The 26,209-nt window shown below is 73.0% G+C and carries 19 protein-coding genes; 5 read left to right on the top strand and 14 right to left on the bottom strand.

Features of this window, described 5'->3' with window-relative positions; all coding sequences use genetic code 11:
- Positions 1-12 precede the first annotated feature (12 nt).
- On the top strand, positions 13-723 hold the full coding sequence (locus GA0070616_RS24365) for a class I SAM-dependent methyltransferase (protein WP_091087865.1): 711 nt from the start codon (positions 13-15) through the stop codon (positions 721-723).
- Positions 724-836: 113 nt separating this feature from the next.
- On the opposite strand, the gene GA0070616_RS24360 is transcribed toward GA0070616_RS24365, so the two are convergent.
- Positions 837-2,168 (bottom strand): FAD-dependent oxidoreductase, encoded by a 1,332-nt coding sequence (locus tag GA0070616_RS24360; protein WP_091087861.1) that lies wholly within the window; start codon positions 2,166-2,168, stop codon positions 837-839.
- Between the two features lie 221 nt (positions 2,169-2,389).
- Between GA0070616_RS24360 and GA0070616_RS24355 the strand changes: the two genes are divergently transcribed.
- Complete coding sequence (locus tag GA0070616_RS24355) at positions 2,390-3,553, top strand: epoxide hydrolase family protein (RefSeq protein ID WP_091087857.1); 1,164 nt, start codon at positions 2,390-2,392, stop codon at positions 3,551-3,553.
- A 223-nt stretch (positions 3,554-3,776) separates the two neighbouring features.
- Here the strand turns inward: GA0070616_RS24355 and GA0070616_RS24350 are convergent, their stop codons facing one another.
- The 13 genes from GA0070616_RS24350 to GA0070616_RS24290 all read right to left on the bottom strand — a co-directional run bounded on the left by GA0070616_RS24350 (position 3,777) and on the right by GA0070616_RS24290 (position 22,257).
- Positions 3,777-4,790 (bottom strand): methyltransferase, encoded by a 1,014-nt coding sequence (locus tag GA0070616_RS24350; RefSeq protein ID WP_091087855.1) that lies wholly within the window; start codon positions 4,788-4,790, stop codon positions 3,777-3,779.
- A gap of 27 nt (positions 4,791-4,817) precedes the next feature.
- Complete coding sequence (locus GA0070616_RS24345; protein WP_091087850.1) at positions 4,818-5,762, bottom strand: hypothetical protein; 945 nt, start codon at positions 5,760-5,762, stop codon at positions 4,818-4,820.
- A 7-nt stretch (positions 5,763-5,769) separates the two neighbouring features.
- Positions 5,770-7,080: a glutamyl-tRNA reductase gene (locus tag GA0070616_RS24340; protein WP_091087847.1), complete on the bottom strand. Its 1,311-nt coding sequence runs from the start codon at positions 7,078-7,080 to the stop codon at positions 5,770-5,772.
- A gap of 89 nt (positions 7,081-7,169) precedes the next feature.
- Positions 7,170-8,219: an enediyne biosynthesis protein gene (locus GA0070616_RS24335; RefSeq protein WP_245712882.1), complete on the bottom strand. Its 1,050-nt coding sequence runs from the start codon at positions 8,217-8,219 to the stop codon at positions 7,170-7,172.
- Positions 8,216-10,183, bottom strand: a complete 1,968-nt coding sequence (locus tag GA0070616_RS24330) for a CRTAC1 family protein (RefSeq protein ID WP_245712881.1) — start codon at positions 10,181-10,183, stop codon at positions 8,216-8,218. Before GA0070616_RS24330 ends, GA0070616_RS24335 begins: the two co-directional genes overlap by 4 nt.
- A 294-nt stretch (positions 10,184-10,477) precedes the next feature.
- The gene (locus GA0070616_RS24325; protein WP_091087839.1) at positions 10,478-11,833 is read right to left on the bottom strand and encodes a cytochrome P450; all 1,356 of its coding nucleotides are present in this window, start codon (positions 11,831-11,833) and stop codon (positions 10,478-10,480) included.
- Positions 11,830-12,363, bottom strand: a complete 534-nt coding sequence (locus GA0070616_RS24320; protein ID WP_091087834.1) for a flavin reductase family protein — start codon at positions 12,361-12,363, stop codon at positions 11,830-11,832. The genes GA0070616_RS24325 and GA0070616_RS24320 overlap by 4 nt, the downstream gene beginning before the upstream one ends.
- A 23-nt stretch (positions 12,364-12,386) precedes the next feature.
- On the bottom strand, positions 12,387-12,827 hold the full coding sequence (locus GA0070616_RS24315; protein ID WP_091091521.1) for an acyl-CoA thioesterase: 441 nt from the start codon (positions 12,825-12,827) through the stop codon (positions 12,387-12,389).
- A gap of 5 nt (positions 12,828-12,832) precedes the next feature.
- On the bottom strand, positions 12,833-18,616 hold the full coding sequence (locus GA0070616_RS24310) for a type I polyketide synthase (RefSeq protein ID WP_091087830.1): 5,784 nt from the start codon (positions 18,614-18,616) through the stop codon (positions 12,833-12,835).
- 59 nt (positions 18,617-18,675) lie between these two features.
- Complete coding sequence (locus GA0070616_RS24305) at positions 18,676-19,662, bottom strand: DUF1702 family protein (RefSeq protein ID WP_091087827.1); 987 nt, start codon at positions 19,660-19,662, stop codon at positions 18,676-18,678.
- 210 nt (positions 19,663-19,872) lie between these two features.
- Positions 19,873-20,868: a DUF1702 family protein gene (locus GA0070616_RS24300; RefSeq protein ID WP_091087823.1), complete on the bottom strand. Its 996-nt coding sequence runs from the start codon at positions 20,866-20,868 to the stop codon at positions 19,873-19,875.
- Positions 20,869-21,064: 196 nt separating this feature from the next.
- Complete coding sequence (locus GA0070616_RS24295) at positions 21,065-21,631, bottom strand: copper resistance CopC family protein (protein WP_245713026.1); 567 nt, start codon at positions 21,629-21,631, stop codon at positions 21,065-21,067.
- A 44-nt stretch (positions 21,632-21,675) separates the two neighbouring features.
- Positions 21,676-22,257 (bottom strand): hypothetical protein, encoded by a 582-nt coding sequence (locus GA0070616_RS24290; protein WP_091087817.1) that lies wholly within the window; start codon positions 22,255-22,257, stop codon positions 21,676-21,678.
- 284 nt (positions 22,258-22,541) lie between these two features.
- Between GA0070616_RS24290 and GA0070616_RS24285 the strand changes: the two genes are divergently transcribed.
- The 3 genes from GA0070616_RS24285 to GA0070616_RS24275 are packed head-to-tail and all read left to right on the top strand — an operon-like array spanning position 22,542 to position 25,922.
- Positions 22,542-23,111 (top strand): DUF5987 family protein, encoded by a 570-nt coding sequence (locus GA0070616_RS24285; protein ID WP_091087814.1) that lies wholly within the window; start codon positions 22,542-22,544, stop codon positions 23,109-23,111.
- Positions 23,108-24,745 carry a GMC family oxidoreductase N-terminal domain-containing protein gene (locus GA0070616_RS24280; RefSeq protein ID WP_091087810.1) on the top strand — a complete coding sequence of 546 codons (1,638 nt, stop codon included), beginning with the start codon at positions 23,108-23,110 and terminating at the stop codon, positions 24,743-24,745. Before GA0070616_RS24285 ends, GA0070616_RS24280 begins: the two co-directional genes overlap by 4 nt.
- Before the next feature lie 37 nt (positions 24,746-24,782).
- Positions 24,783-25,922, top strand: a complete 1,140-nt coding sequence (locus GA0070616_RS24275) for a carboxymuconolactone decarboxylase family protein (RefSeq protein ID WP_245712880.1) — start codon at positions 24,783-24,785, stop codon at positions 25,920-25,922.
- Positions 25,923-26,209: the final 287 nt, after the last annotated feature.

Genomic DNA, 26,209 nt, shown 5'->3' with positions numbered 1-26,209 from the left:
AGGGGTGGTCACGTGTCGACGTGGCTTGACGAGTGGAACCGTGGCCAGGACGTCTACGTCTGCGACCGGCACCGCGACCGGCACTACCGGGCCATGGCCGACACCATGGTCGGGCTGCTGGACGGCCGCCGGGGACGGGTGCTCGACTACGGCCCCGGTGAGGCGCTGTTCGCCGACCGCGTCGCGGGCGCCTGCGACGAGGTGGTCCTGTGCGAGGCGGCAGGCAGCATCCGGACGCGCCTTGCCGACCGCTTCGCCGACCACCCGCGCATCACCGTGATCGGGCCGGCGGAGCTGGCCGCGCTGCCGCCCGGATCGGTCGACCTCATGGTGGTGCACTCGGTGGTGCAGTACCTCAACCCGGACGAGCTGCACTCGCTGCTCACGACGGCCCACCGGCTGCTCGCCGACGACGGGCGGCTCGTGGTCAGCGACATCATCCCGCCGGGGGCGGGGGTGGTGGCCGACACGGTGGACCTGTTGCGCTTCGCGGCCCGCGAGGGCTTCCTGCGGGACACCCTCGGGCACCTGGCGCGGGTTGCCGTGTCCCCGTATGCGCGTACCCGGCGCCGGCACGGCCTGCTCCGCCTGGACGAGCCGGAGATGAGGGCGCGGGCGGCCCGGGCCGGGCTCACCGGCCGGCGCCTGCGACCGAACCTCGGCAACAGCAGGTCGCGGTGGACGTTCAGCGCCGGCCGGTCGGAGGCCGCCGGTCGGCGCTGACCGCGCCCGCAGCTACGGTCGACCGACGGGACGGCACGGGGCCGACCGCCACGCGGGGGTACGGACAGGCGTCGGCGCCCCGCACCGCGGTGGTGCGGGGCGCCGGCGGGTGGTCAGCGGGCGGAGGCCCGCAGCACCCGTGCAGCGACGGCGGGCTTCATCAGGGCCTGCGGCGGGTCGACCAGCCCGGCCGCGCGCAGGAACGAGGCGGTGAGCCGCCCGTCGTTGGCCGCAGCGGCCTGCAGCCGCGGGATGTAGGCGTTGCCCATGAACGTCTTGACCGTCCGGCGACCACGCACCCCGGGAAAGCCGAGATCCGCGCCGGCGGACATGTCCCACGGCGCGTCGATCACCTTGGACTGGGCGCGGAAGAACTGCTCGGGCCGCGGCGGCCCCTGCTCCAGGTGCTCACGCAGGACGAGGGACTCCATCGCGGCGACCGTCATGCCCTGGCCGTACACGGGGTTGAAGATGCAGGCGGCGTCGCCGGTGACCAGCAGTCCGTCGGGGTGCCGGGACTGCCGCTCGTAGTGGCGGCGGATGCTGGCCGGGAACTGGAAGGTCATCGCCGGGCCCATCGGCTCGGCGTCACGGACCGCCTTGTAGATCTCCGGCACCGGCAGCGACTCCACGTAAGCGAGGAATCCCTTGTGGTCGGTGGGCGGCCGGTCACCGAGGATCCCGGTGAGGGAGATCGCATAGCGGTCCGGCAGCCGGGCGAAGATCGCGCCTCGGGGCATGGCCGGCGTGGCCACCGGGATGAGGGCGATGTCGTCGCCGATGGGGTCGAACTCCAGCGGGCCGTGGAAGTCGCAGGTGGTGTAGGTCAGGTCCATCCGGACCTGCTCCTCCTGCACCTGGGGGTAGCCGAACTCGGCCAGCCAGCGGGGGGTACGCGAGCCCCGGCCGGTGGTGTCGACGACCAGGTCCGCGTCGAGCACCTCGACGGGCGCGCCCTCCCCCGTGTTCGGCTGCACCCGCACCCCGGTGATGCGGCGGTGGTCGGGCGTGGCCACCAGCCCGACGACGTCCGTACGCTCGCGGATGGTCACGTTGTCCAGGGCTCGGACGCGCCGCCGGATCCGGTCCTCCACCAGCGGCCGACCGGCGGCAACGCACACCAACCCGGTCTCGGCCTTCTTCATCATCTTGCCGTTGAAATACCAACTGAGGCTGGTGCCGAAGTCACCGACCGGCACGCCGATGGAAACGAGTTCCTCGGTGAATCCCGGAAAGACCTCGTCGAGAATCTGCTTTCCCCTGGCCAACAGGGCGTGAATGTGATGCCCCTGGGGAACGGCGCGACGAGGGCCGGTCACCCCGGCCAACTCGTCGCGCTCGATGACCGTCACCTCGCGGTAGTGGTCGGCCAGCATCCGCGCCGTGAGGGAGCCGGCGATGCTTCCACCGAGGACAACCGCATGATCGCCTATGTAGTTAACCACCGCGCGAACCTCCGGGGTCGATGCAGAGTTGTCGGTACGCCGTACAACCTATCGAGTGCGCTGCGAGGAGGCGTTCTTCCATCATGCTCACTGCCTTCGCCACCCTTTCCGCGCTGTTCCCAGCCTCGTTAGCATGACCCGGACGCCCTCTTCGGGCAATTCCCGCACGCGCGCCGTTGACGAATTGCGCACCGCGCGAGCCCTTGGCGAAGGAGTGATTTATGGAACCCTTCCGCATCGACATTCCGCAGTCCGACCTCGACGATCTGCGCAGGCGCCTCGACACGGTCCGTTGGCCCGGCGAACTGCCTGGCGCCGGCTGGGAGCGTGGCGTCTCCCTGCAGTACCTCAAGGACCTTACCGAGTACTGGCGCACCAGCTACGACTGGCGGGCCGCCGAGGCGAGGCTGAACTCGTTCCCCCAGTTCACCGACGTCATCGACGGAACCACCGTGCACTTCCTGCACGTCCGCTCCCCCGAGCCCGACGCCACCCCGCTGGTGATCACCCACGGCTGGCCAGGGTCGTTCGTGGAGTTCCTCGACGTCGTCGAGCCGCTGACCAACCCGCGGGCTCACGGCGGTGACCCCGCCGACGCCTTCCACCTGGTCGTCCCCAGCATCCCCGGGTTCGGCTTCTCCGGTCCCACCTCCGAGCCGGGGTGGACCATCCCCCGGGTGGCGCAGGCCTGGGCGGAGCTGATGCGCCGGCTCGGCTACGACCGGTACGTGGTGCAGGGCGGCGACATGGGGGCCTGGATCAGCCAGGCGCTCGCCGCGATCGACCACGAGCACGTCATCGCGGCACATGTGAACTTCCTGATCACGCCGCCGTCGGACCCCTCCGACATGGCCGGTCTGGAGGAGGCGGACCTGCGCAAGCTGGGCCTGCTCAACGCCTTCGCGGTCGACGGCTCCGGCTACATGAAGATCCAGTCGACGCGGCCGCAGACGCTGGCGTACGGCCTGACGGACTCCCCGGTGGGGCAGCTCGCCTGGATCGTGGAGAAGTTCAAGGAGTGGACGGACTCGGACAAGGTCCCCGAGGACGCCGTCGACCGGGACCACATGCTGACCAACGTGATGGTCTACTGGCTGACCGCGACCGCCGGGTCGGCCGCCAACTTCTACTTCGACAACGCTGACGTCATGCCGACGGCGCCCACCCCGCCGACGCCCCCGCCGCCGCTGCCGACGCCGGTCGGCGTCGCGGTGTACCCGGGTGATCCCGCGCAGCCGATCCGCCGGTTCGCCGAGCGCGGCTTGCCGAACATCGTGCACTGGGCGGAGCTGGAGCGGGGTGGCCACTTCGCGGCCATGGAGCAGCCGAAGCTGTTCGTGTCGGACCTGCGGGCCTTCCTCCGTACCCTGCGCGCCGCGGGCTGACCACCGCCCGCCTCCAGGGGCCGCTCCGACCGTCGCGCCACGACGGTCGGGGCGGCTCCCTGCCGCGCGGACCGGCATGGTCGTCGCCCCGCGCGGACCGGCGTGGTCGTCGCCCCGCGCGGTCGTCCGGCCGGACGCTTCCGCGCGGTGCCCGACCTTCACACCCCACAGGGTCGCCGGCCCCGGACACCCCTGTGGTGAAGGGTCGTCCGGGGGTGGCGGGTCAGCGCGTGACGAGCTCCACGATGGACACGACCGGCCGGGCACCGACCGGGTGCACGCCCCGCACGACGAGCCCCGCCTTGGCGGCCAGTGCCCGCAGCTCGGGCAGCCCTCGCTCACGGCCACCGGTGTAGACCAGCATCCGCAGGTCCATCGCCGTGTTGGGTGAGTCGCCGTCGGCACCGATGGCCTCGACGACCAGCACCCTGCCGGTGTCGCCGGCGGCCTCGGCGCAGCGCCGCAGGATCGCCACCGCGGGCTCGTCGTCCCAGTCGTGGATGATCGCGGACAGGATGTAGCCCCCCGCCCCGGGCGGCAGCGGATCGAAGAAACTGCCGGTCACCACCTCGGCCCGGTCGGCCAACCCCCGCTCGCGCAGGTGTCGCCGTGCCCCGGACGAGGGTCCCGGCAGGTCGACCAGGGTGCCACGCAGCCCGGGATGAGCGCTGAGCAGCACCCCGAGCAGCGCCCCGCTGCCGCCGCCGACGTCGGCGACGTGCCCGAGCGCCGCCCAGTCGTAGGCGTCGGCGATGCCGTCGTCGTCGATCTCGATGTGGTGACCCATCAGGGCGTCGAACGACGCCGACAGCTGCCCGTCGGCGCCCAGGTCCTCCCAGAACGAGGTGCCGTAGCGCAGCGGGTAGGCCGGCGCACCGGTGCGCACCGCGTGGATCAGGTCGACGAAGCTCAGGTCGCCCCGACCGACCCCGCCGGAGATGTCCAGCCACTTGCGGCGTCCGCCCGGATGGTCGTCGCGCAACTGCTCGCCCACCTCGGTGGTCGCGTACCGGCCGTCGCCGTCACGGGTGAGCAGGCCGATCGTGACCAGGTGACGCAACAGCCGGTCCAGGGCGTCAGGATGCGCGTCGGCCGCCTGCGCCATCTCCACGGCGGTGCACCGTCCCGCCGCGAGGTGGTCGGCCACCCGCAACGTGGCGGCCACGCGTACCGCCATCGGGGTCGCCAGGTCGGCCAGTGCCCGCAGCCCGACCGGCCGTGCTGTCTTGTCCGCCATCTGCGCTCCTCGCAAGTCGTGGGACGGCTAGTTGTAGGGCATCGACGGGAACCAGCCGACGCCGAAGAGACTGGGCACCCGGAGGTCCCAGTAGACGACCGTGAACACGCCCAGGGCGAGCAGCAGCGCGCCGCTGACCGCCGCCGTGCGCGCCGGGTCGGCGGCCAGCCAGCGCAGCAGCCGACCCCGGCTGAGCACCGCCAGCAGCACGAACAGCGCGGCGACGAGGACGACGTTGCCCAGCGACTGGAGCACGAAGGCACCAGCGCCGTACACCGGGTTGCCGGTGTCGACGGCCCAGTGGAACAGCTTGTTGAACAGCGGATACGGGCGGCCGATGAGGAACCCGCCGACGAGCGCGCCGAGCACCACCACCCGGGCGGCGGGCCGGTTCGCGAACGGGTCCCGGACCACGCCGAGGGTGGCCAGGCCGAGGTAGACGAAGGCCAGCCCGATGATGCCGAAGACCACGACGGACTGGAGGATCCGCACCGGCATGTCGCCGACCCGGTCGGTCGACAGCTGCGGCAGCGCGTCGCCGACGAGTACCCCGATCGCGCCGTACGTCGCCGACACCGCCACCATGCCCAGGGCCAGCCAGCCCAGCGGGCGCAGCAGCAGGCGCAGGCCGTACCGCCGGGCCGGACCGGGCGACGTGCCGGTACTGGCGTGGCTCAACGGCCCGACGGAGGCGGCCACCGCGATGTTGCAGGCGGTGAAGGTGCCCGCCAGCCCGGACACGAAGGCGAACAGCAGCCCCGCGCCGGTGCCGGCGATCGCGGTCGCCTTCGCGTCCCTGCCGAGCAGCGTGTTGGCGACGTTGTCGCCGATCACGTGGTCGACGAGTTCGTACGACCAGAGGACGGCCAGCAGCACGCCGGTCAGGACGCTGCCGGCGACCAGCGCGGCACGGCGCGGCGGCCGGTCGGTCCGCGCGTTGTCGAGCACGGGAGTGGGCGGGGTGGCGGTCATGGGCTCCTCATTCCACGGGCAGGGGCACCTCGCCGACCCGCGCCGAGGCGGTGTCGTCGAGGCCGAACAGGTGGGACAGCACAGTGGCGTACCGGTCGCCGCCGGGCGCTGCGGCGAGCTGTCGCATTCGGACGGTGGGCGGGTGCAGCAGCTGCTGGACGACCCGGTGCATGGCCTGGACCACGTCCGCCCGCTGCCGCTCGCTGAGGTCGGGGCTGCGCTGGCGTAGGCGGCGCAGCTCGGCGGTGACCACCTGGTCGGCGCGGACCCGCAGCGCCGCCACGGTCGGCCCCACCTCGGCACCCCGCTGCCAGGTCAGGAAGCTCTCGACCTCCTCGGCCATGATCCGGCGCACCGCCGCCTCGTCGGCCGCGGTGGCGGTGCCGGCCGCGGCCCGACCGACCCCGTCGATGTCGACGACCACGACGCCGGGCAGCCGGCCCACGTCGGGGGCGACGTCGCGGGGCACCGCGACGTCCAGCAGCACCAGCGGCCCGTCCCGTCCGGTCCGCCGTGCCAGGGCCGACGCCACGAGACCGGTGTCGAGGACGGGGGTGTCGGCGGCTGTCGCGGCCACCACCAGGTCCGCGTCCGCCACCAGTTCGGGCAACGCGTCGAGCGTCGCCGGGGTCGCCGCGTACGCCTCGGCCAGCCGGGCGGCCCGCGCCCCGTCCCGGTTGGCGACGCGCAGTGGCCCGGCACCGGCCCGGTCCAGGGCGGCCAGCGCCAGAGACCCCATCGCGCCGGCGCCGACCACCAGCGCGGGCCGCCCGGCGAGCCCGCCGGGCAGTAGGCCGGCGGCCACCTCCAGCGCCGCGGTGACGGTGCTGCGGCCGGCACGGTCGATGGCGGTCTCCGAGCGGGCCCGTTTCCCGACCCGTAGGGCCTGCTGCATCAGCTCGTGCAGCAGCCGGCCCGCCGTGTCGGTCTCGGTGGCGACGCGGTACGCGGCGCGCAGCTGCCCGAGGATCTGCGCCTCGCCGACGACCATGGAGTCCAGCCCGGCGGCCACCGAGAACGCGTGGGTCACCGCGGCGTGGTCGTGATGGACGTACAGGTGCTCGGCCAGCCGTTCGTGACCCACACCCGAGTGGTCGCGCAGGACTTCGCAGACGTCGGCGAGGCCGGCGTGGAACCCGGTCACGACGGCGTACACCTCGACCCGGTTGCAGGTCGACAGCACCACCGACTCGTCGACGTGGGGGCGGGCGAGCAGGGACGTGAGGATGCGGGGCTGGTCGGCCGGGTCGACGGCGAGGCGTTCCAGGACGGACACCGGCGCGCTGCGGTACGACGCGCCGACGGCGAGCAGGGTCATGGCACACCTTCCGGTCGGGGTGGTACGGGGGCGGGGCCCCGCCGGCCGGCCCCCGTGGAGCCGGCCGGCGTGGCCCGGTCGAGGTGGCCTCAGCGGGCCACGGGCAGGGCGACGGCGGCCGGCGGCGGCGCCGGCTCCAGCGGCCCGGCCGGCCGGTTGCGGCCGATCAGCCACTTGCCCCACCAGTACAGGCCACGGATCGCGCAGACGATCGTGACCGCGAAGAAGATGGTGTAGACGATGTTGAACACCATCAGTACGCCGTACACCATGCCGACGCTGGCGCCGAACATGAACTGCCAGCGGCCCTCGGTGGGCGTGGTGCCCGGGTCGGTGACCATGTAGTTGGTGAACAGCACGAACGCCACACCGGTCATCGGCACCAGAGCCCCCCACAGGGAGACGTCCCACACCCAGTGCCGGATCAGCGCCTGGATCACGAACGCGCCGAGCCAGCCGAGGATCAGCGGGACCTTCCTCGTCAGCATCGCGTTGAGCACGGTGCCGGAGGTCACGATGATCACCGGGATCAGGATGCTGAGCACGTCCGGCACGTTCTCGGTGAAGTGGTACGGCGGCGCCACGTTGACCCAGGAGAAGGCCAGTAGCGCGGCGGTGATGCCGAAGTTCGACGGGTTCATGAAGTGCCGCATGCGGCCCTTGATGGGTGCCTGCAGGATCGCCTTCTGCCCGACCGCGATCGTCACGGCGAAGGCGATGGGCCAGAAGTTGTCGTTGGCGTACAGCAGCATGTTCGCGGCCAGCGCGGTGATGTGCGCGGGCAGCAGGAACGTGTAGAGCCCCCACAGGCCGTTGCCGCTGTAGGCCGCCGGGCGACCCGTCGACCGCGCGGCCACCCACTCGACGACGATCTCGACGGTGTAGCCGAGCAGGGCCGCGAAGATCGGCCAGGTCCAGGGTTGCTCGAAGCCCAGGACGGCGTAGCCGAGGATGTTGAACACGGTCATGGAGATGGCGAAGTTGCGCAGCGCCAGGTAGCGGGGGTCGCGCTTGTCGACCCGGGGCACGGCCGGCTGGTCGGTGCGGGTGCCCGTACGCCCGTTGCTGCCGTTCGGGGTCGGATCGGCCGGGACCGGCGGAACGCCGACCGCGTCCTCGATCCTCTTGACGTCCGTCATCGGGTGGTCTCCTGGGCTTGGGTGGTCAGCAGGAAGTCGTGCCAACCAGCAGTCAGGTCGATCGTCTGGCGATGGGTCCCGCCCTGCAGGTCCCGCCAGGAGATCTCGGTGGACACGGGCCGGTCACCGGCGGCGCCGAGCCCGAAGAAGACGTCGAAGCTGCGCTTGCCGGAGTGCCCGCCGCCGCCGTCGAGCTGGGCGACCTGCACCTTGCCGTCGGCGGTCGTGACGCGCACCTGGGCCCCGTAGGCCGGCGACACGCCGGTGGTCCCGTCGGCGGCGCCGAGGACGGGCCGGTGCAGCCGCAGCCCCAGGAAGTTGCCGTCGCCGGGCTTGCCGTTGCGGTAGTAGGCCGGTGGGCCCCACTGGCGGGCGACCGCGAAGTCCTGCGCGCCGTCGCCGTTGGTGTCGGCCACCGCCACGCCCCGGGTCGGGATCTCCTCGTCGAGCCCCAGCTCCGCGTTGAGGTTGACGTAGCGGCCGTTGTCCTCGCGGACCCAGAAGGCCAGCGGGTTGGAGCCGGCGATGTCGTCGCCGGGCTCGGCGTTGGGCCACATCTTCGGCTCGCGCAGCATCAGATCGTTGGCCATGGCCAGTTCCTGGAGCCAGTTGAACCGGTTGATGTCACCCTTGACGAAGCCGGTGGCCTGCACGATGGCGAGCTGGCCACTGTTGTCGAAGTCCGCCATCTTGGCGTCCCAGCCCCAGCCCACCCAGGCGAGGTTGCGCCGCGCGGCCCGGTTCTCGTAGGGGGCCACGCCCCGGGAGAGCTGCGCCCGGGCGTCCTCGGGGGAGGTCGCGGTGTTGTGCCAGACGAAGTTGCTCTCCTCCAGACCCCACGACTCGGTGATGTTGCTGACGAACATGTCGAACCTGCCGCGACCAGAGAGGTCAGCGAAGTCGACCGACATGCCCTTGAACGAGTCGTGCCCCAGCACCAGGGACTTGGGGTCGAACGGCCCGCGTTCGCCCTCGGCGAGGGTGAAGCGGATCCGCCCCGGCGTCGAGGTGTTGTGGAAGAACCGGTCGTGGCCGAAGTCGTTGGCGACGTACAGCTCGGGCAGCAGGTCCCCGTCGAGGTCGGCGGACGCGGCGGCCAGCGTCCAGCCGGTGGCGTACCGGGGGGCGATGGCCGGCTGCTCCTCGTAGGTGACGGTCGGCTCCGGGCCGGTGGTCGCCCCCGTCCAGCGCATGATGTGTGCCCCACCGGCGTTCTGCGCGTGCGACATGGAGTCGTTCATCTGCACGTTCGGCAGTCCGTTGGAGTCCAGGACCTGCGTGTCGGGGAAGTAGTTGAACACCCCGATGTCGGGCCGGGCGTCGCCGTCGAAGTCGGCGACCGCGACGGCGTTGGTGTTCCACAGCGGACCGGTGTAGGCCCGGCCACCGTCGCGCTGCGGGATCAGCTCCACCGGGTGGTAGCTGGCGAGGCTCAGTTCGGTGCCGGCGTTCCCGCGCTGCATGAACAGCACCGGGGTGCGGCCCCAGTAGATGACCAGCAGGTCCATCCGGCCGTCGAGGTTGAAGTCACCGGGCGTGCAGCCCATCGGGGCGATGGCGGGGCCCATCGGCAGCGGTTCGGGGTCGAGCACGAACGGTGCGTAGGTGGCACCGCTGTCCGGCGCGGGCGTGACGATCACGGCGTCGCTGCGGGGGTCGACCAGGCAGAGGTCGTTGGCCCCACCCCGGCCGTCCAGGTCGTTGAGGGCCACGGCCGCGCCGACCGACGAGATCCAGGACCGGATGTGTTCGTACGCCGGGTTGACGGTGCGGACGGTGCGTTCAGGCAGGCCCGGCGGCAGCGCGATGGGCAGCTCCGTGAACGCGAAGCGGCTGGCGATCGCGGCCCGGTCGTCCGCGGAGGCGGATGGTAGCCGGGCGATCAGGAACAGCCCGGCGACCAGCACCAGCACCAGTGCCGGAGCGGCGAGCCGGCGGATTCTTCCTACGGGTTGCGATGGCAACGGTCCCCCTCGGAGGTTGACGGCGTTCGACGGACCGGCCGTCGCCTCCTGCGGCGCGCGGGGTGTCGCGGGGCGACGGCCGGTATGCCGTCCGCGCCGGGGCCGGTGTCACCGGGGGTGGCGCGGCGCCGGACGGTACGACCACCGTTATGCTTTCGTCCGTGGCGGCCGGTGTCTTCTCGGGAATTGCTCTGCGGCAGCTATGCCGCACGGGAGGAGAAAATTGCCGGTAGATAGCGGCGATTACCGGTTCCACAAATAGTCGAAAATCAATGCTTTAACTGTTGGCCGGATTCACTCCGCCGGGCTGACCAGCATCGGCAGGCCGCCGCGCACCCGCAGGGAGAGCATCGGTTCGGGAGTCACCACCCGACCGGGCAGCCCGGTCAACTTCAGATCCCGGGCGATCAGTGCGATGACGAACGCCGCTTCCATCATGCCCAGATGGTTGCCGACGCAGAAACGCGGCCCCGCCCCGAACGGAATGTACGCGTAACGGGGCCGCGATTCGGCCGAGTCGGGAGCGAACCGTTCCGGATCGAACCGGTCCGGCTCCGGCCAGTACTCCGGGTGCCGGTGCAACGTGTACGTGCAGACCACCACGTCGGCGCCCCTGGGCACCCGGTACCCGCCCACCTCGTCCTCGGCGAGGGCCCGCCGGGGCAGCATCCACACCGGCGGGAACAGCCGCATCGCCTCCTGCAGGACCATCGTGGTGTACCGCAGCCGTTCGAGGTCGGCCACGGTGGGCAGCCGGTCGCCGAGCACCGCCTGCGCCTCCGCACGCAGCCGACGCAGCACCTCGGGATGCCGGTCGAGCAGGTGCAGCGTCCAGCTCAGGGTGCTGGCCGTGGTCTCGTGCCCGGCCAGCAGCAGGGTCACCAGCTCGTCGCGCAGGCGCATCCGCCCCACCCGGGGGTCGGCCTCGGCACCGGCCGAGGTGATCAGCCGCGACAGCACGTCCTCCCGGGCGTCCCCGACGACCCCGCGCTCGGCGACCAGCCGGTCGACGACGCGTTCCAGGCTGCGCCGGGCCCGCCGGAACCGCACCTGCCGGGGCAGCGGAATCCAGGTCGGCACGGCGCTGAGCGTCGCCAGCTCGAACATCGCCTGGTCCTGCACCGCGGCGAAGTCCTCGCCGAGGGTGGCGAACCGGCCCAGGTCGGTGTCGAGCAGGGTACGACCCAGCACGCCCAGCGTCAGCGCCGTCATCTCCTGCGGCACGTCGACCACGGACCCGGTGCGGCGACGCAGCCGCTCGACCAGGGCCGCCGCCTCCTGCGCCACGGCGTCGGCCTGGTCGGCGATGCGCCGGCTCTGGAACGCCGGCTGGATCACCCGTCGCTGCTTGCGCCACAGCTCACCCTCGCTGGTCAGCAGGCCGTCGCCGAGGGCCCGCCGGGCGTGCACCAGGCCGATTCCCTTGTGGTAGTTGCCGGCGTTGTCGGCGAGCACGTGCTTGGCGTGGTCGGGGTGGTTGAAGAAGTACAGCTCCTTCGGGCCGACCGGAATCCGCACCGCGTCGCCGTAGCGGGCCGCCGCCGAGGTCATCATGCCGAGCCGATCCCGGTTCATCACCGCCAGCATGCGCAGCGCGGCGCTGCGGGGCGGGCCGGGCGGTGTCCGGCCGGGCAGTCGGGTGGCGGTCACGTCGCCACCTCACTCGGCGCGCGGTCGAGCTGCCGGAAGCCGCCGTGCACGAACAGCAGCGCGCCGTCGGCGGTGTGCCGCTGCAAACCCATCAGCCGGCCGAGGAAGATGGTGTGGTCCCCACCGTCGTAGGCACGCCACAGCTCGCACTCGAAGTGCGCGGCAGCGCCCACCAGCAGCGGGGCGCCGGTGTGCCCACCGGCGAGCCAGTCGGCCACGTCGAACTGGTCGTGGCCGAGCGGGCGACGCCGGTCGGCGAAGTGCCGGGCCACGGCTTCCTGGTGGCCGGCGAGCACGGACACCCCGAACTGGCCGGCCTCGCGCAGCGCCCGGTGCATGAGCGCGTCCCGGTCGACGCAGACCAGCACCAGGGGTGGGTCCAGGGACACGGCGGTGAACGAGTTGGCGGTCATGCCGTGCGGGGTCTGTCCACCGACGGTGACGACGGTGACCCCGGTGGCGAAGGTGGCGAGGGCACGCCGCAGCGTCCGGTGGTCGGACAGCCCGGCGGGCTCGGGTGGGACGGTCACGATGGCCTCCTGCCGTCAGTTCCTCACGCCGCCACGCCGACCGCGTACGGTGCCAGGGCCCGGGTCAGGGCCTCGGGCACCCGCGTCGGGACGGTGCGCGTGTTCGGGCCCCGCATGCAGGCGACCCGCTGCATTCCCCGGGCGACGAGGAGTTCCCCGCCGTCCGGGGCCAACCGCACGTAGTCGAAGCCGAACTCGACCTGGGTCTGGGCCAACTCCAGCAGGCGCATGCGGATCGCCAGCTCGTCGAAGGCGGTGATCTCGGCGAAGAACTCGCAGTCGACCCGCAGGGTGAACAGCTTCAGGTCGGCCTGCAGGTCCGCCAGCACCTCCGGTGCCCGGTCCTTGAGGAACATCTCGCGGCACCGTCCCTGCCAGCGCAGGTAGTTGACGTAGTACACGTTGCCGACGATGTTCGTTTCCTCGAACCCGACCGTGTGCCGGTACTCGAAGTAGTTCTCCACCACTATCACCGTCCCGTCAGCACTGCGAACACCAGCGGCGCGGGCCGATCCCGTACCGCCGTCACGAAGGTCGCCACCGTCGCGTCGCCGGAGGCGAAGACGCTCCACCCGGGCCGCGGCGACGGCTGCAACGACAGCGGGTCGGTGCTCTGCCGGCCCGCCTTCTGCAGGCACTCCAGGGCCGTCCAGACCCGGGTGGCGGCGGTGTCGGGGCCCTCGCCCGTCTCCGTGGCGACCAGACCGGCCAGGCCGGCGTGCCCACCCAGCAGGGCCGCCCAGTCCGCCGCGGGACGCGCCGCGACCGGCTCGACGTCGCAGCCGAGCAGACCCGTCCCGGCGACGCACAGCGTCAGGTCGCCGCCGTGGGCCGCCGACAGCGTCCCGTCGCCCGGCATCTCGGGCCGGCCGTCCGGGCGGTAGCTGACCTCGACGGGCCGACCGAGCACCTGGGCGGCGGCCGCCGCGGTCCGGGACCGCCGCCGCGCCACGTGGTCGCCGGTGCCGGCGTCGCCGCCGGTGTCGGGCCGGACGGCCACCGCCACCTGCGCGCCGACCAGGTCACCCAGGGACCGTTCCAGGTACGGGCCCAGCAGGGCGGGCACCCACGGGCCCCGGCCGTCCTGCTTCCGTACGGCCCGCAGCCGCAGCCCGTCCCACCGCTCGACGACCTCGCCGTCGGCGGTGCGCAGGGCGATGTCGTACACGTAGGTGTCGCCGTCACGGCTGCGTTCCGTGGCGCAGAACCGCAGGTCGCGGCGACCCGTGACGGCGGCGCCGCCGGGCCTGATCCGCTCCACACCCGCGGGCAGCAGCGTGGCGTCGGGGACGCAGACCTGGTTGCCGTGCATCAGCGCGTCCCGCACGCCGGGGTCACCCAGCAGCAGGTCGCCCGGCACGTAGGACGAGAACCAGTCGACGCCGTCGATCGCCTCCACCTGCGCGTCGACGTGCCGCGCGGCGGCCTGACGGTAGCCGCGCAGCCGCTGGAACCGGTCGCCCTGGAAGAACAGGCTGCCGTAGAGGTCGTCGGCGGGTGACAGCGGCACCGGTGCCAGCTCGTCGGGCACCTGGTCCGGCGGGCCCTGCGGCACGTCGACCGTGCCGTAGCGCAGCCGGGCGGTGAAGTGGTCGGCGGCGAAGGCGGTGTCCTCGCTACGGATGGCCAGCTCCACCGTGTCGTCGTCGGTCGCCACGGCCGCCACCCGGATCCGGTTGCGCCCGTTCGGCGGAACGATGATCGGCCGCAGGAACTCGGCCTGCTCGATGGCCGGCACCTCGTCGCGGCCGGTGAGGGCCCGGGCCACCTGGGCCATCGCCTCCATCCCGAACACGGCGGGGAACAACAGGTTGCCGTCGAGGAGGTGGTCGGCCAGGTAGAGGTCCGTGCCCGGGTTCAGCTCGACCTCGGTGACCAGCTCCACCCGTGGGTAGCGCACCAGCGGCCGTTCCAGGAACCGGCCCAGCGGCAGGTCCGGCAGGTCGTGGCGGAGCGTGTCGATGCCCTGGGTGCGTCCGCTGATGACCACGGTGTCCGGGGCCTGCGGGTCGGCGAGCAGCCGGCGCAGGATCGCCACCCCCTGGTCGGGGGTGAGTGGCGCGACGCCCTCGCGGCGCAGCGACTCCACCACCGACAGCCGTTCACCCATGCCGACGCCGGACCAGACGGACCACTCCAGGCACAGGGCGCGGCATTCCGGATGCTGGCGGCCGAACTCGGCGGTCGCCACCGCGAGCCAGTCGTTGGCGGTCGCGTAGTGCGCCTCGCCGCGCAGGCCGGTACGGCCGATGATGCTGCCGAGGGTGACCAGCAGGCGCAACCGCTGCGGGTCCACCGCCGCCAGCGTCGCGGCCAACCCGTCCAGCTTCGGAGCGAAGGTCCGCCGGAACGCGGCCTGGTCGAGGGCGGTCAGCCCCGCCGGCTCGTTGCGTCCCGCACCGTGCAGCACGGCCGTGACGGGACCGAGGTCGGCCGTGAGTTCGGCGACGGCCCGGCGGACCTGCGCGACGTCGGTGACGTCGGCCCGCGCGTAGCGGACGATGACACCGGCGGCCGTCATCCTGGCGAGGTTCGCGGCCAGTTCCGGGTCGTCGGCCGGGTCGGAACGGCCGAGCAGGGCCAGCGCGGCACCGCTGTCGACGGCCATGGCGAGCGCGCACTCGGCGGTGATGCCCTTGCCACCACCGGTGACCAGCAGGACGTCCGTCGTGTCCAGGGCGGGCCGCTCGGCGGCCGGCCGCACGGGCAGCGCCCGCAACGTCGGCACCCGCCGTCCTCCGGGGTCGTCGAGGAACACCTCGGCGAAGCCGGACGTCGCGGCGACCTCGGCGACCACCCGGTCGACGGGGTCGCCGTCGACCGGCGCGTGCACGATCGTCACATTCAGGTGGGGCGCCTCCAGGCGCAGCGTCTTGGCCAGACCCGCCGCACCCCGGTCGTGTTCGACGAGCACGAACCGGGAGTCCGGGGCGGCCGTGAGGGCCTGCCGGGCCCCGCGCAGCGCCAGTTCCAGGGCGGCCTCGGGGCAGTTCGGCGGCAGCCACACCAGCACCCCTTCACCGAGGTGGGCCCGCTGCAACGCCTGGGCCAGGCGCCCCGCCATGGGGTGCCCGTCGTCGGCGTGGACCTGCCAGCGGCCGTCCCGTTCGGGCGCGATCCGCGCCGGCAGGGGACGCGCGACCAGGTCGACGCGCCACGCCCGGGCCCAGGGCGCGGCTCCGGCCACCTCGGGCACGGCGGTGTCGCCCTGCCCCGCCGTCTCGGCGAGGGTGTCCAGCGCTTCGGCCAGCTCCCGCACGGTGGCGACGGCGAAGTTCGTCGGCACCTGCGTGGCGGGCACGTTCATCTGCTGGGCGAGCTGGTTGACCACCTGACCGACCGTGATCGAACTCAGGTGCAGGTCGTCCAGGAGGCGGCAGTCCGGCCGGACCGCCTCCAGTGGCAGCTCGGCACGCTCGGCGGCCATCCGACGCAGCACCTCCAGCGCCGAACTGTCGGCGGGGATCCCGCCCGCCGAGGCCGCCGCGGTGGCGTCCGCGGCCGATGCGACGGCCGTACGCTGCGGCAGCGCCACCGTCGGCGCCTGCTCGCAGGGGCTGGCGAGGAAGTCGAACTGCGCGCCGATCGACAGCGGGCGGGTCAGCCGGCCGTGGAACAACGCGGCGTCCACCGGCGCGGCGCCCACCACGTACGCCGAGCCGACCACCGTGAGCAGACTCGCCAGCGACTCGTCGTCGGTGTTCAGGGCCACCGCCGGCACGTCGGTGGCGCGGGTCGCCAGTGTGCTCAGCACGCGGCCCGGACCCACCTCGACGAACAGGTCGATGTTCTTGGCAGCCAGGACGACGGCCTGGGTGAACAGCACCGGGTCGGTGATCTGGCGGCGCAGCAGCGCCGGCAGGTCGGTCTCGGGTGCCAGGACGTCACCGGTCACGGTGGACACCACCCGCCCGGCGAGCGCACGGAACGGCACCTGCGCCAGTTCGGCGCCGAACGCGTCGGCAGCCGGCGCGACCAGGGGCGAGTGGAAGGCGTGCGACACCGACAGCGACGTCGCGGTGAGACCCAGGTCGCCGGCCCGCCGGCAGGCCTCGGCGACGGCGTCGACCGGCCCGGCGACCACGGTGTGTTCCGGGCCGTTGTACGCGGCGATCACCACCGGGAGCCCGTCCAGCACCGGCCGCAGGGCGTCCGGGGCCGCGCCCACGCTCGCCATGGTGCCCGAGGCGCTGTGCCGGGCCATGGTGGCACCGCGCACCCCGGCCGTACGCAGCAGCTGCTCCTCGTCGATCGCGCCCGCCCAGTGCAGCGCGGACAGCTCGCCGAGGCTGTGCCCGACCGCCACGGCCGCGTCGATGCCGAGGGTGCGCAGGGCGTGCAGCCCGGCCAGCGACCCGGTCACGATGCGCGGCTGGGCCACCTCGGTGGCCACCGCGTCCCCGCCGCTGGGCAGGTCGGCCCGCAGGTACGTCTGCTCCACCTCGGTGAAGCGGCGGCGCAGCGCACCGCCGCTGATGCCGCGTCCGGAGCCCTGGCCGGGGAACAGGAACCCGATCCGCCCCGGCCCGCTGGCGTGGCCCAACATGCACCGGCCGTCGGCGGAGAACATCTGCGTCTCCCCCGCCTCGACCGCGTCGCGGACCTGCCGCAGCCGCCGTTCGGCGTCCTCCGGGGAGGACACCACCACGGCCGCCCGGAAGGGCAGCTCCCGCAGCTCGCCGTGCAGGGCGGCGGCCAGGTCGGCCAGCTGCGCGTACGACACGGCGGGCACGAAGTCGATCAGCCGGGTCAGCCGGTCGGTCAGGTCCTGCTGCGACGCGGCGTCGACGACCAGCAACTCGACGTCCTGCACCGACGCGGCCAGCGACCGGGTGCGGGTGTCCAGCGGGACACGGCGGCGCGGGCGGGTGTTCTCCAGCACGATGTGGGTGTTGATGCCGCCGAAGCCCATCGCGGTCACGCCCGCCCGGACCGGCCGGTCGGCCGGCCACGCCTCGGCCTTGCGCAGCGTCCGCAGGGTGGCCGCCTCGTCGGTGAGCGCCTCGTGCGGGTCGACGCAGCCAACGGTGGGCGGCAGCACCTCGTGGTGGACCGCCATCGCGGCCTTGATCAGACCGGCCACGCCGGCGGCCGCCTTGGTGTGCCCGATCATCCCCTTCACGGAGCCGATGGCCGCGGGCGGCGCATCCGCGGCGGCCTCGGCCCGGGCACCGGACAACGCCCGCAGCTCGGTGGCGTCGCCGACCTTCGTGCCGGTGCCGTGGCCCTCGAACAGGCCGACGGTCTCGATGCCGAACCCGCACCGCTCGTAGGCCCGGCTCAGGGCCAGCCGGTAGCCGGTGACCTCCGGCCGGGTGATGCCGCCCTTGCCGTCGGAGGAGATGCCCCAGCCGGCCACCGACGCGTAGATGCGACGGCCGTCGCGCACGGCGTCGGACTCCCGCATCAGCACGACCATGCCGCAGCCCTCGCCGGGCCAGAAGCCGTTCGAGGAGCGGTCGTAGACGCGCATCTCACCGGTGGCCAGGGCCCCCGTCTTCGCGAAACCGATGATCTCGAACGGGTCGATGGACAGGTCGACGCCGCCGGCGACCGCCACGTCGATGTCCCGGTCGAGCAGGCCCTTGCAGGCGGTGGCCACCGACAGCAGCGACGAGGAGCAGGCCCCGTCGACGGTGTAGCCGCCGCCCTTGAGGTCGAAGTGGTTGCAGATCCGTCCGGCGATGGTGTTGGACAGCGCGCCCGCCAGGGTGTCCTCGTCGATCTCGGGGAAGGGGCTCTTGTAGCTGGACTCCAGCCCCTCGAGGAACTCCGCGAGTTGGTCGTCGTCCCAGTCGCGTTCCTTCAGCGCCGCCGCGACGGTGCGCCGCACGTACGGCCAGCGCAGGCGCATCTGGTTGGCGCGGGAGAACTCACCGGTGAGGCTGTTGCCCACGACCACGCCGGTGCGGTCGCGCGGCAGCCCCTCCGCCATCGGGAAGCCCGCGTCGGCCAGTGCCGTGGCGGCCACGTCCAGGGCCAGCCAGTGCGTCAGGTCCGTCGAGCGGAAGGTGCTGCCGGCGACCTTGTAGCCGACCCGGTCGAACTCGTAACCATCGATGACCGCCGCGGTTCGTGCGTAGAACCGGTCCGGCGTGGCCGGGTCGGCGTCCCAGTAGTCCCCGAGGTTCATCCGGACGTCCGGCAACCGTCGGAACGCTCGCCGGCCGGCGAGCGCGTTCTCCCACAACTCCCTGGGCGACGTGGCGTCCGGATAACGGCACGCCATGCCGACCACAGCGATTCTGGTCATGTCTGTTCGCCCCTCCTCTGGCGACCCGGTGCCGTCTGACGCCGGCCTGCCGGCCGCACTCACGACTCCAGCGGTGACTGGTTGCTCCGGGCCGACACGAACGTGCTCCTGATCCGCTGCCGCCACACCTCGTAGGCGGGACGGTCGCCGTCGGCGGCCAGCCCGACGAGCGCGGCGTCGGTGACCGCGGCGGCGGCGGCCGTGGACCGCCCGCAGAAGATGTCGGTCGCCACCTCGTTGTGCGGCACGACGAGACCGGCCCGCACCCGGGCGCCGGCTCCGAAGGCGGAACCCTGGGCGAGGTCCGCCGCGTACGGCCCGGCCGCGTCCCGGAACCACTCCAGCTCGGCCCGGGAGGCGCCACCGGCGTACGTGGCGGCCAGCCCCGCCCCGGCGTACAGGTCCGGCCAGCGGTCCGCGGCGAACCGCCCGAAGATCTCCACGACCCGGCGCGGGTCGGTGCCGGCGACGAACCAGGTGGCCCGGCCGATGCCCTGGTCGATGACCCGCGCCCGGTAGGCGCGGGGGCCGTCGGCCGGCCACGGGAACGCGTCCTCGCGATGTTGCAGGTACACGTAGCGCGTGGTGTGGAAGTAGGCCTGGTGGAAGCCGTAGCCGTCGAGGACGAGCCAGCGCAGCAGCGGGTCCGGGGCGTGCAGCCTGGACCACCGCCACCGGGGCAGTCGGGCCATCGCCCAGCCCACGCCCACGTACGCCATGTACACGTGCCGATCGCCGCCGCCGCGCAGCAGCTCGGCGACGTGCCGCCCGCCGCCGGGCAGGGCGTCGCGCATGGCGAAGCCCATGGCCGCGCCCTCGTAGCCGAAGCCCCGGAAGGCGGCCGGCATGGCGCTCAGGGCCGCTTCGGCCTCGGCGGCGGAGCGGGCCTCGGCGGCGGCGGCGTACCCGCCGATGAACGACGCGCCGACGGTCTCCAGCCGGTCCCGAGCATCCGGGTCCTTCACGTGGAAGCCGCGCACGGACATCTTGGTCTGCGAAATGTCGGGGGTCAGGACTCGACGCCGCAGCGTCCGCCAGGCTTTCATCGAAGGCTCCAGACTGACTGTTGTTTCCGCCATTCTTCCGCGCCCGGAAGCAACATTTCTTCTTCACCGTTGCGGCATCAATGCGCCAAACTGCGAGCACACCGAATAGCGTTTCCAATAATGGATAGCAGGCAGTTCCGGTCACCACGTCCGGGCACGCCGCGACGGACCACGCCACCGGGTGTCCGGCGGCGGGACGGTGCGACGTTCTCAGTGGGCGGCGAGCGGGCCCACGGTCGAGAAGTGCCGCCGCACCAGCGCACGCCAGACCTCGTAGTCCGGCTCCGGCCCGGTCGGCAGCCCGTCGGCGACCACGTCGTCGGCGAGCGCCGCCGCCTGGTCGGTCGACAGCCCGGTCAGGGCCTCGACGGCGGTGCCGGTGTGCGGCGGGGCGAACCCGGCGTGGACCCGGGCCCGCGCCGCGAAGACCGCGCCCTGGGCCAGGTGCGGCCAGTCGTCGCCGGCCCGGCGGACCAGGCTCCCCAGGCTCGCGGCGTCCCCGCCACCGGCGAACGTCGCGGCCAGGCCCACCCCGCTCCACAGGTCGGCCCGACGCTCCGTGGCGAACCGCTCGACGGCTGCGGCGACGTCGTCGGCCTGGGCGCCGTGTACGAACCACAGCGCCCGCCCGACGCCCTGGTCGACGGCGCGGGGGAAGTAGTCGGCGCGACCCCGCCACGGGTACGCCGCGGGCCGCTCCTGCCGCTGGACCACCCTGCGGGTGTCGAAGTAGGCGCGGTCGAAGCCGTACCCGTCGACGGCCAGCCAGCTCATCTGCGGGTAGTAGGGCGTGCCGGTCAGATCCGGCAGCACCTTGCGCCACAGCGGACGGGGCAACCTGGCCATGGCGAAGCCGATGCCGATGTAGGTCAGGAACGTGTGTGGCACGCCCGGCCCGGCCAGCAGCGCCCGGGCCCGCCCGCCCCGGCCCGGGGCCATCGCGTCGAGCACGGTCAGCGCCATGGCGGCGCCCTCGTACGCGAAGCCGCGCATCTCCTCCTCGACGAGGTCGAGCCGCCGCTCCAGCTCCCACTGGTCGCGCATGTCGATGCCCCACTCGAACCCGCAGACCACCGCCTGCGGGATCGCCTCCAGGCGGCGGGTGCGGTCGTCGGGGACGACCGGGAAGCCGCGCCGGGCGAATGTCGTCTCCACCAGCGACGGGGTCAGCAGCAGCCGGCGCAGGGATCCGAGGGTGGTCGGCATGGTCGTACCTCCTAGCGGTGCCGCGAACCGCGCGGCCCGGTCGAATCCCATCGTCGTACGACGGGTCGGCAGGTCGCGCCTTTGACCGTGCCCTGTGAGGTGCGGGATCGTCGGGGCCCGCAACGGCGACGGCCGGCGGCCCGGTCCATGACGGAACCGGCCCGCCGGCCGCGATCGCCGGGTGACGCGGTGGGACTCAGCCCGGTCGGCGGGGGTGCCCGCCGGCCCGGCCGGGACGCCGGAGCAGGATCGCGATGGCGACGACGATCAGGACCAGGTTCAGCCCGAGCAGCACGAGACTGAACGGGTCGGTGGCCGCGTGGGCGTGCCCGCCGGCGGCGTCCGACGGCGGGGCGTCGTCCGACGGCGGCGCGGGCGCGTCGACCCCGGAGGTGGTCGCCCCGCCCGGTGGCGCGACGGTGAACCGGTCGATGCCGCTGATCTCGGTGCCGTCGAGCAGCAGCAGGTGGTAAGCCACGAGGTAGCCACCGGGTGCGCTGACGGTCAGCGGCACCACGATCCGGTCGCCGTCCCGGCGGGGTTCGCCGGCCATCGTCGCCGGTCCACCGTCGGCGGGGCCCACGCTGACGTGCACCTCACGGGGCGCGACGGCCCCGCTGAAGCGCAGCGCGTACTCGGTCGGCGGTGCGGACAGCACCGCCCCGTCGGCCGGGCTCGTCGCGGTCAGCCGCACCGGCGTCGGGTCGACGACCGCCGCCAGCACCACGACCGAGACGCCCACCGCCAGCACCAGGGCCGACATCACTCTCGAAGCCGTCCGACGCCGGATGGGGCCGGCGTCGACCGTCACGACCGGCCGGCGACGGCGAGCACCGGCCGGGGCGCGCAGGTGCAGGTCGCCTGCTCCGCCTCGGTGCTGTTCGGACGCAGGTGCAGCACCATCGCCACGATCATCGGCAGGAAGACCGCCGTGTTGTAGAACAGGTGCAGCTCGACCCGGGGCGCCACCAGTTGCACCAGGCTCGTCGGCACCGCCTGGCCGAAGAACACGACCCCCGCCTGGGCCTGCACGAACAGCAGCAGGTGCTCCACGTGGTGGAAGAACTGGATGCCGAAGGCGACCAGCCACCAGGCTCGCGAGCGACCGGTGAAACCCGATCGCAGCAGCCACAGGCCGACCAGCATGACCAGCGCGTAGCCGTAGTGCAGCCACTCGGAGCTGACCAGCCACGGGTAGAACTGGCCGAGCACGCCGCGGGACTGCTTGACCGGCCAGCCCAACACCCAGATCTGGTAGGCCTGGGTCAGGTGTTCGGCCCAGTGGGCCACGACGATCACCAGGAACAGGTTGAGCCCGGTGCGGTGGTGGCGACCGTTGAGCCGCCCGACGAGGCCCACGGGCTCCTGCCGCGAGACGTTGACATCCATCTGTCCTCCTCTGCCCTGCCTCGGGACGTCCGGTGGAGGTCCGAGGTAACTCCACGGTCACCCTGCCAAGCCGGATCCGTCCGACACGCCTCTGAAGGTGCTCGATATCGCCCGGAGCGGCCCCGGCGGCGGTGCCGGACGACGACGGCACTGACGGAGATGCGACCGAACACACCCCCCGACCACGATGGACAACGCTTTACCCCATCCATTGGTCCCCGATCCCGGACGCGGTGCAGCCCGTGCCCGGCGTACCGTTTTCCGCACTATCAGGAGGCGATGCGGTGCACCCCGAAAGAAATGCGGCGGAAACTGAGCGCACGCTCGTACTCGAAGCATTCGCCGACACCATCATTCCCGGCGAGAAGCGTTTCCCCGGCGACCGCTCGGTCGCCGGGGCCGCCCCCGGTGGCGGCGCCGTCGCCGCCGGGGCGGTCGAGCTCATCGAACACCCCGCCGGAGGGCTCGCTCCGGCACTGGAGTCGATGGTGGTCGCCCTCAACGAGCATGCCGCGGGATACGCCGCCGAGCACGGCGTACGCCTCGCCGACGACGTGCCGCCCTTCGTGGCCCTGCCGTTCGCGCACCGGGCCGCGCTGGTCGACCTGCTGACCCGCCCCGGGCACCCGGAGAAGGACATGTGGGTGGGGCTCGCGCTGTTCAGCAACATGGCCTACGACAGCGCCGCGCACCTCGACACCATCGACGCCCTGGCCGCCGGGCACCCCGGACTGCTGGCCATCGGCTACGCCCAGCCCGACAGCGACCAGCTCTGGCGCTTCGCCCCGTACTCCTACGGGCGGCAGTTGGCCGAGCCGCACCCCGACACCACGAGCACCGGGAGCCCGGCATGAGCGCCACCGAGACCACCGACGTCCTGATCATCGGCAGCGGCTTCGGCGGTGCCATTCCCGCCTACCACCTGGCCGCCGGCGGCGCGAAGGTCACCGTCCTGGAACGGGGGCCCTGGCTGCGCAGCGACGAGTTCGAGCACAACTTCCTGCTCGGCTCGTCGTACACCCGGGTCTTCGACTTCACCGTGGGTGACGGCATGAGCGTGCTCGGCGGCAACTGCGTCGGCGGCGGCAGCGTCGTCTACTTCGCCACCATGCCCCGCGCCCCACGCTTCGTCTTCGAGCGCCACGGCAGCATCGGTCGGCGGATGTGGCCCGCCGCCATCAGCCGGGACACCCTGGAACCCTGGTACGACCGGGTTGCCGAGGCGCTGCCCATCACCCGCACCGATTGGGACACCGTCCCGTACGCCGGGGGTCTGTTCGCGGCGGCCTGCCGGCACGCCGGCCGCACCGCCAACGCGGCGCCCTCGGCGATCGACGTGGCCCAGTGCACCAACTGCAACTGGATGATGGCCGGCTGCCGGTTCGACGCCAAGCGCTCGTTGCTGTTGAACTACCTCCCGGCGGCGCTGGCCCACGGCGCGGAGATCCGCCCGCTGCACGAGGTGCAGAGCATCTCCCGCACCGCCGACGGCGGCTACCGGGTGCACTACCGGGTCGTCGACGCCGAGGACTACCGCATCCTGCACGACAGCGGAACCATCGACGCCCGGATCGTCATCGTCGCGGCCGGTGCCGGCGCCACCCCGGTGATCCTGCAACGTTCCGCCGCCACGCTGGGCGCGATGCCGCACGCCGTGGGCCGCTACTTCTCCGGCAACGGGGAACGGCTCAACACGGCGGTGTTCGATGAGGACCGGGTCCGCGACGTGCTCGGCCTCAGCCGGCCCGACGGGTCGGCCTACGGCGCGTACCAGATCGGGCGGGGACCGACCGTGGCCAGCTGGGACCGCCTCGACGGCACCCTGCCCGAGTACGAGCGGTACTCGCTGGAGCAGCTGTACTTCCCCCCGGGCCTCGGCACGATCCTCGCGCAGGTGCCCGGCGCCGACGACCCCGCCTGGTTCGGGGTCGGCAAGAAGGAGATGCTGCGCCGCTGGCAGTCGTGGCTCACCATCTTCATCATGTCCGAGGACGACAACGAGGGCGTGTTCGGTCCTCCGCCGGAGACCGGCAACGCCGCCCGGTTCTCCCAGCAGATGCTGGGCCACGGCCCGTTGCGCTACCGGCCCACCGCGAACACCCGGCGCGGTTGGGACCTCGCCGACGCCGACATCAAGGACATCCTGGAACGCGACGGCCTCGCGACGGTCCGGCCCTGGACCAACGACCTCGTCGGCGCGTACACGGTGCACCCGCTGGCGTCGTGCCGCATCGGCGACGACCCGGCCACGTCGGCGCTCGACGACCGGCACGAGCTGCGTGGGCACCCGGGCATCTTCGTCACCGACGGATCCGCCGTGCCCGGCGCGCTGACGGTCAACCCCGCGTCGACCATCGCGGCGCTGGCTGAGCGCGCGATACCCGGGATCGTGCAGGCCGCCCGGGACCGCGGCGTCGATGTACGGTACGGGGCGCCGTCGCCCGACGGGGAGACGGCGGGTCGGCGGGCCGTCATGCCCCGGGCCTGACCGCCGCCCGGCCCTGCGAACCCGGACGGGAGCACCGGTGGACCTGATCAGGCGGGCGCTGCGCCGCCCCTCGCAGACCCACGTCCGGCACCTGGCGCCGGTCGCCGCACGAACGGCGACCGGCCTGGTGGCCGCCGTGTACACACAGGTCGAGGCGGATTTCGGCATGCTCGCCCCGCCGGTGGCCCTGCACGCCCCGGCTCCCGAGGTGCTGGCGGCGGTGTGGTGCATGCTGCGGGAGACGACCCTCGCCGACGGGGTCGCTCCCCGCGCCGACAAGGAGGCGGTGGCGACCGCGGTGTCGCGGATCAACACCTGCCCGTACTGCGTGGACGTGCACGGGGCGGCGCTACGTGGCCTGCGTCCCGGCACGGACGCCACCGCGCTCGCCGAGGGGCGTCTGGCCGACATCGCCGAACCACGGCTGCGGGCGCTCGCCGGATGGGCGACCGCCCCGGCCGGGCACCCCGACGGCGGGCCCGGCCACGCGCCCCCGTTCCCGCCGGCACACACCGCCGAACTGACCGGCGTGGCCGTGACCTTCCACTACATCAACCGGATGGTCAATGTCTTCCTAAGGGACTCGCCGCTGCCGCCGTTGACCGGACGGGCCCGCAGCACGGCCACGGGGGCCGCCGCGTGGGCTATGGGTCGATTGGCCCGGCGGGCCCTGCTGCCGGGCCGGTCGGCGCGGCTGCTGCCGGACGCGGCGGTCCCGGCCGACCTGGCGTGGGCGGCCGGCTCGCCCCACGTCGCCGGGGCGATGGCGCGAGCCACCGCCTCGATCGAGACGGCCGGGCGTCGGGTGGTGCCGGCCCCGGTCCGGGCTCTGGTCACCGAGCTGGTGGCCGGCCCGCCGGAGTCCACGCTGGACGGCCGGTGGGTCGACGTGGCCCTGGCCCGCCTGCCCGCCGCCGACCACGCGGTGGGACGGCTCGCCCTGCTGACGGCCGTGGCCTCGTACCGCGTGACCGACGCTGTCGTGGCCGCGGCCCGCACCGACGGCTTCGGCGACCGCGAGCTGGTCGAGGCGACCGCCTGGGCCAGCCTCACCGCCGCGCGGCGGGTGGGCACCGGGGCCACCGCCGGCCCGGCACCGCGTCCCGGCACGGGGTCGGCGGACGCGACCAGCGGGCCGGGCCCGACCACCCCGTCCGGCGACCAGGCGAGCCGGTAGCACAGCCGGCGGCCTCCACGGGTGGGCAGAGGCCGGACGGCAGGATTCCTGCTGCCAGCGATCGCGGTCAATCAAGCTACCGACCTCGCCCGCCCCGGCAGTTGACCGGGCGTAGCGGCGGCCCGTTCCGCGGCGTACGACGTCGCAGGGGCCATGACTCGCATCGGTCACGTCCCGCGACCCCCGATATACCAGCAGACAGGCAACAGGTTCCGACATAACTGCGAAAGATCTTATTGCCGTCAATAGTCTATGCACTCTTCAGTTCTGCCATTAAAGGCGATAAC

The sequence above is a fragment of the Micromonospora nigra genome (assembly GCF_900091585.1).
Lineage (GTDB): Bacteria > Actinomycetota > Actinomycetes > Mycobacteriales > Micromonosporaceae > Micromonospora > Micromonospora nigra.
This window is presented reverse-complemented; position numbering and strand designations above follow the sequence as displayed.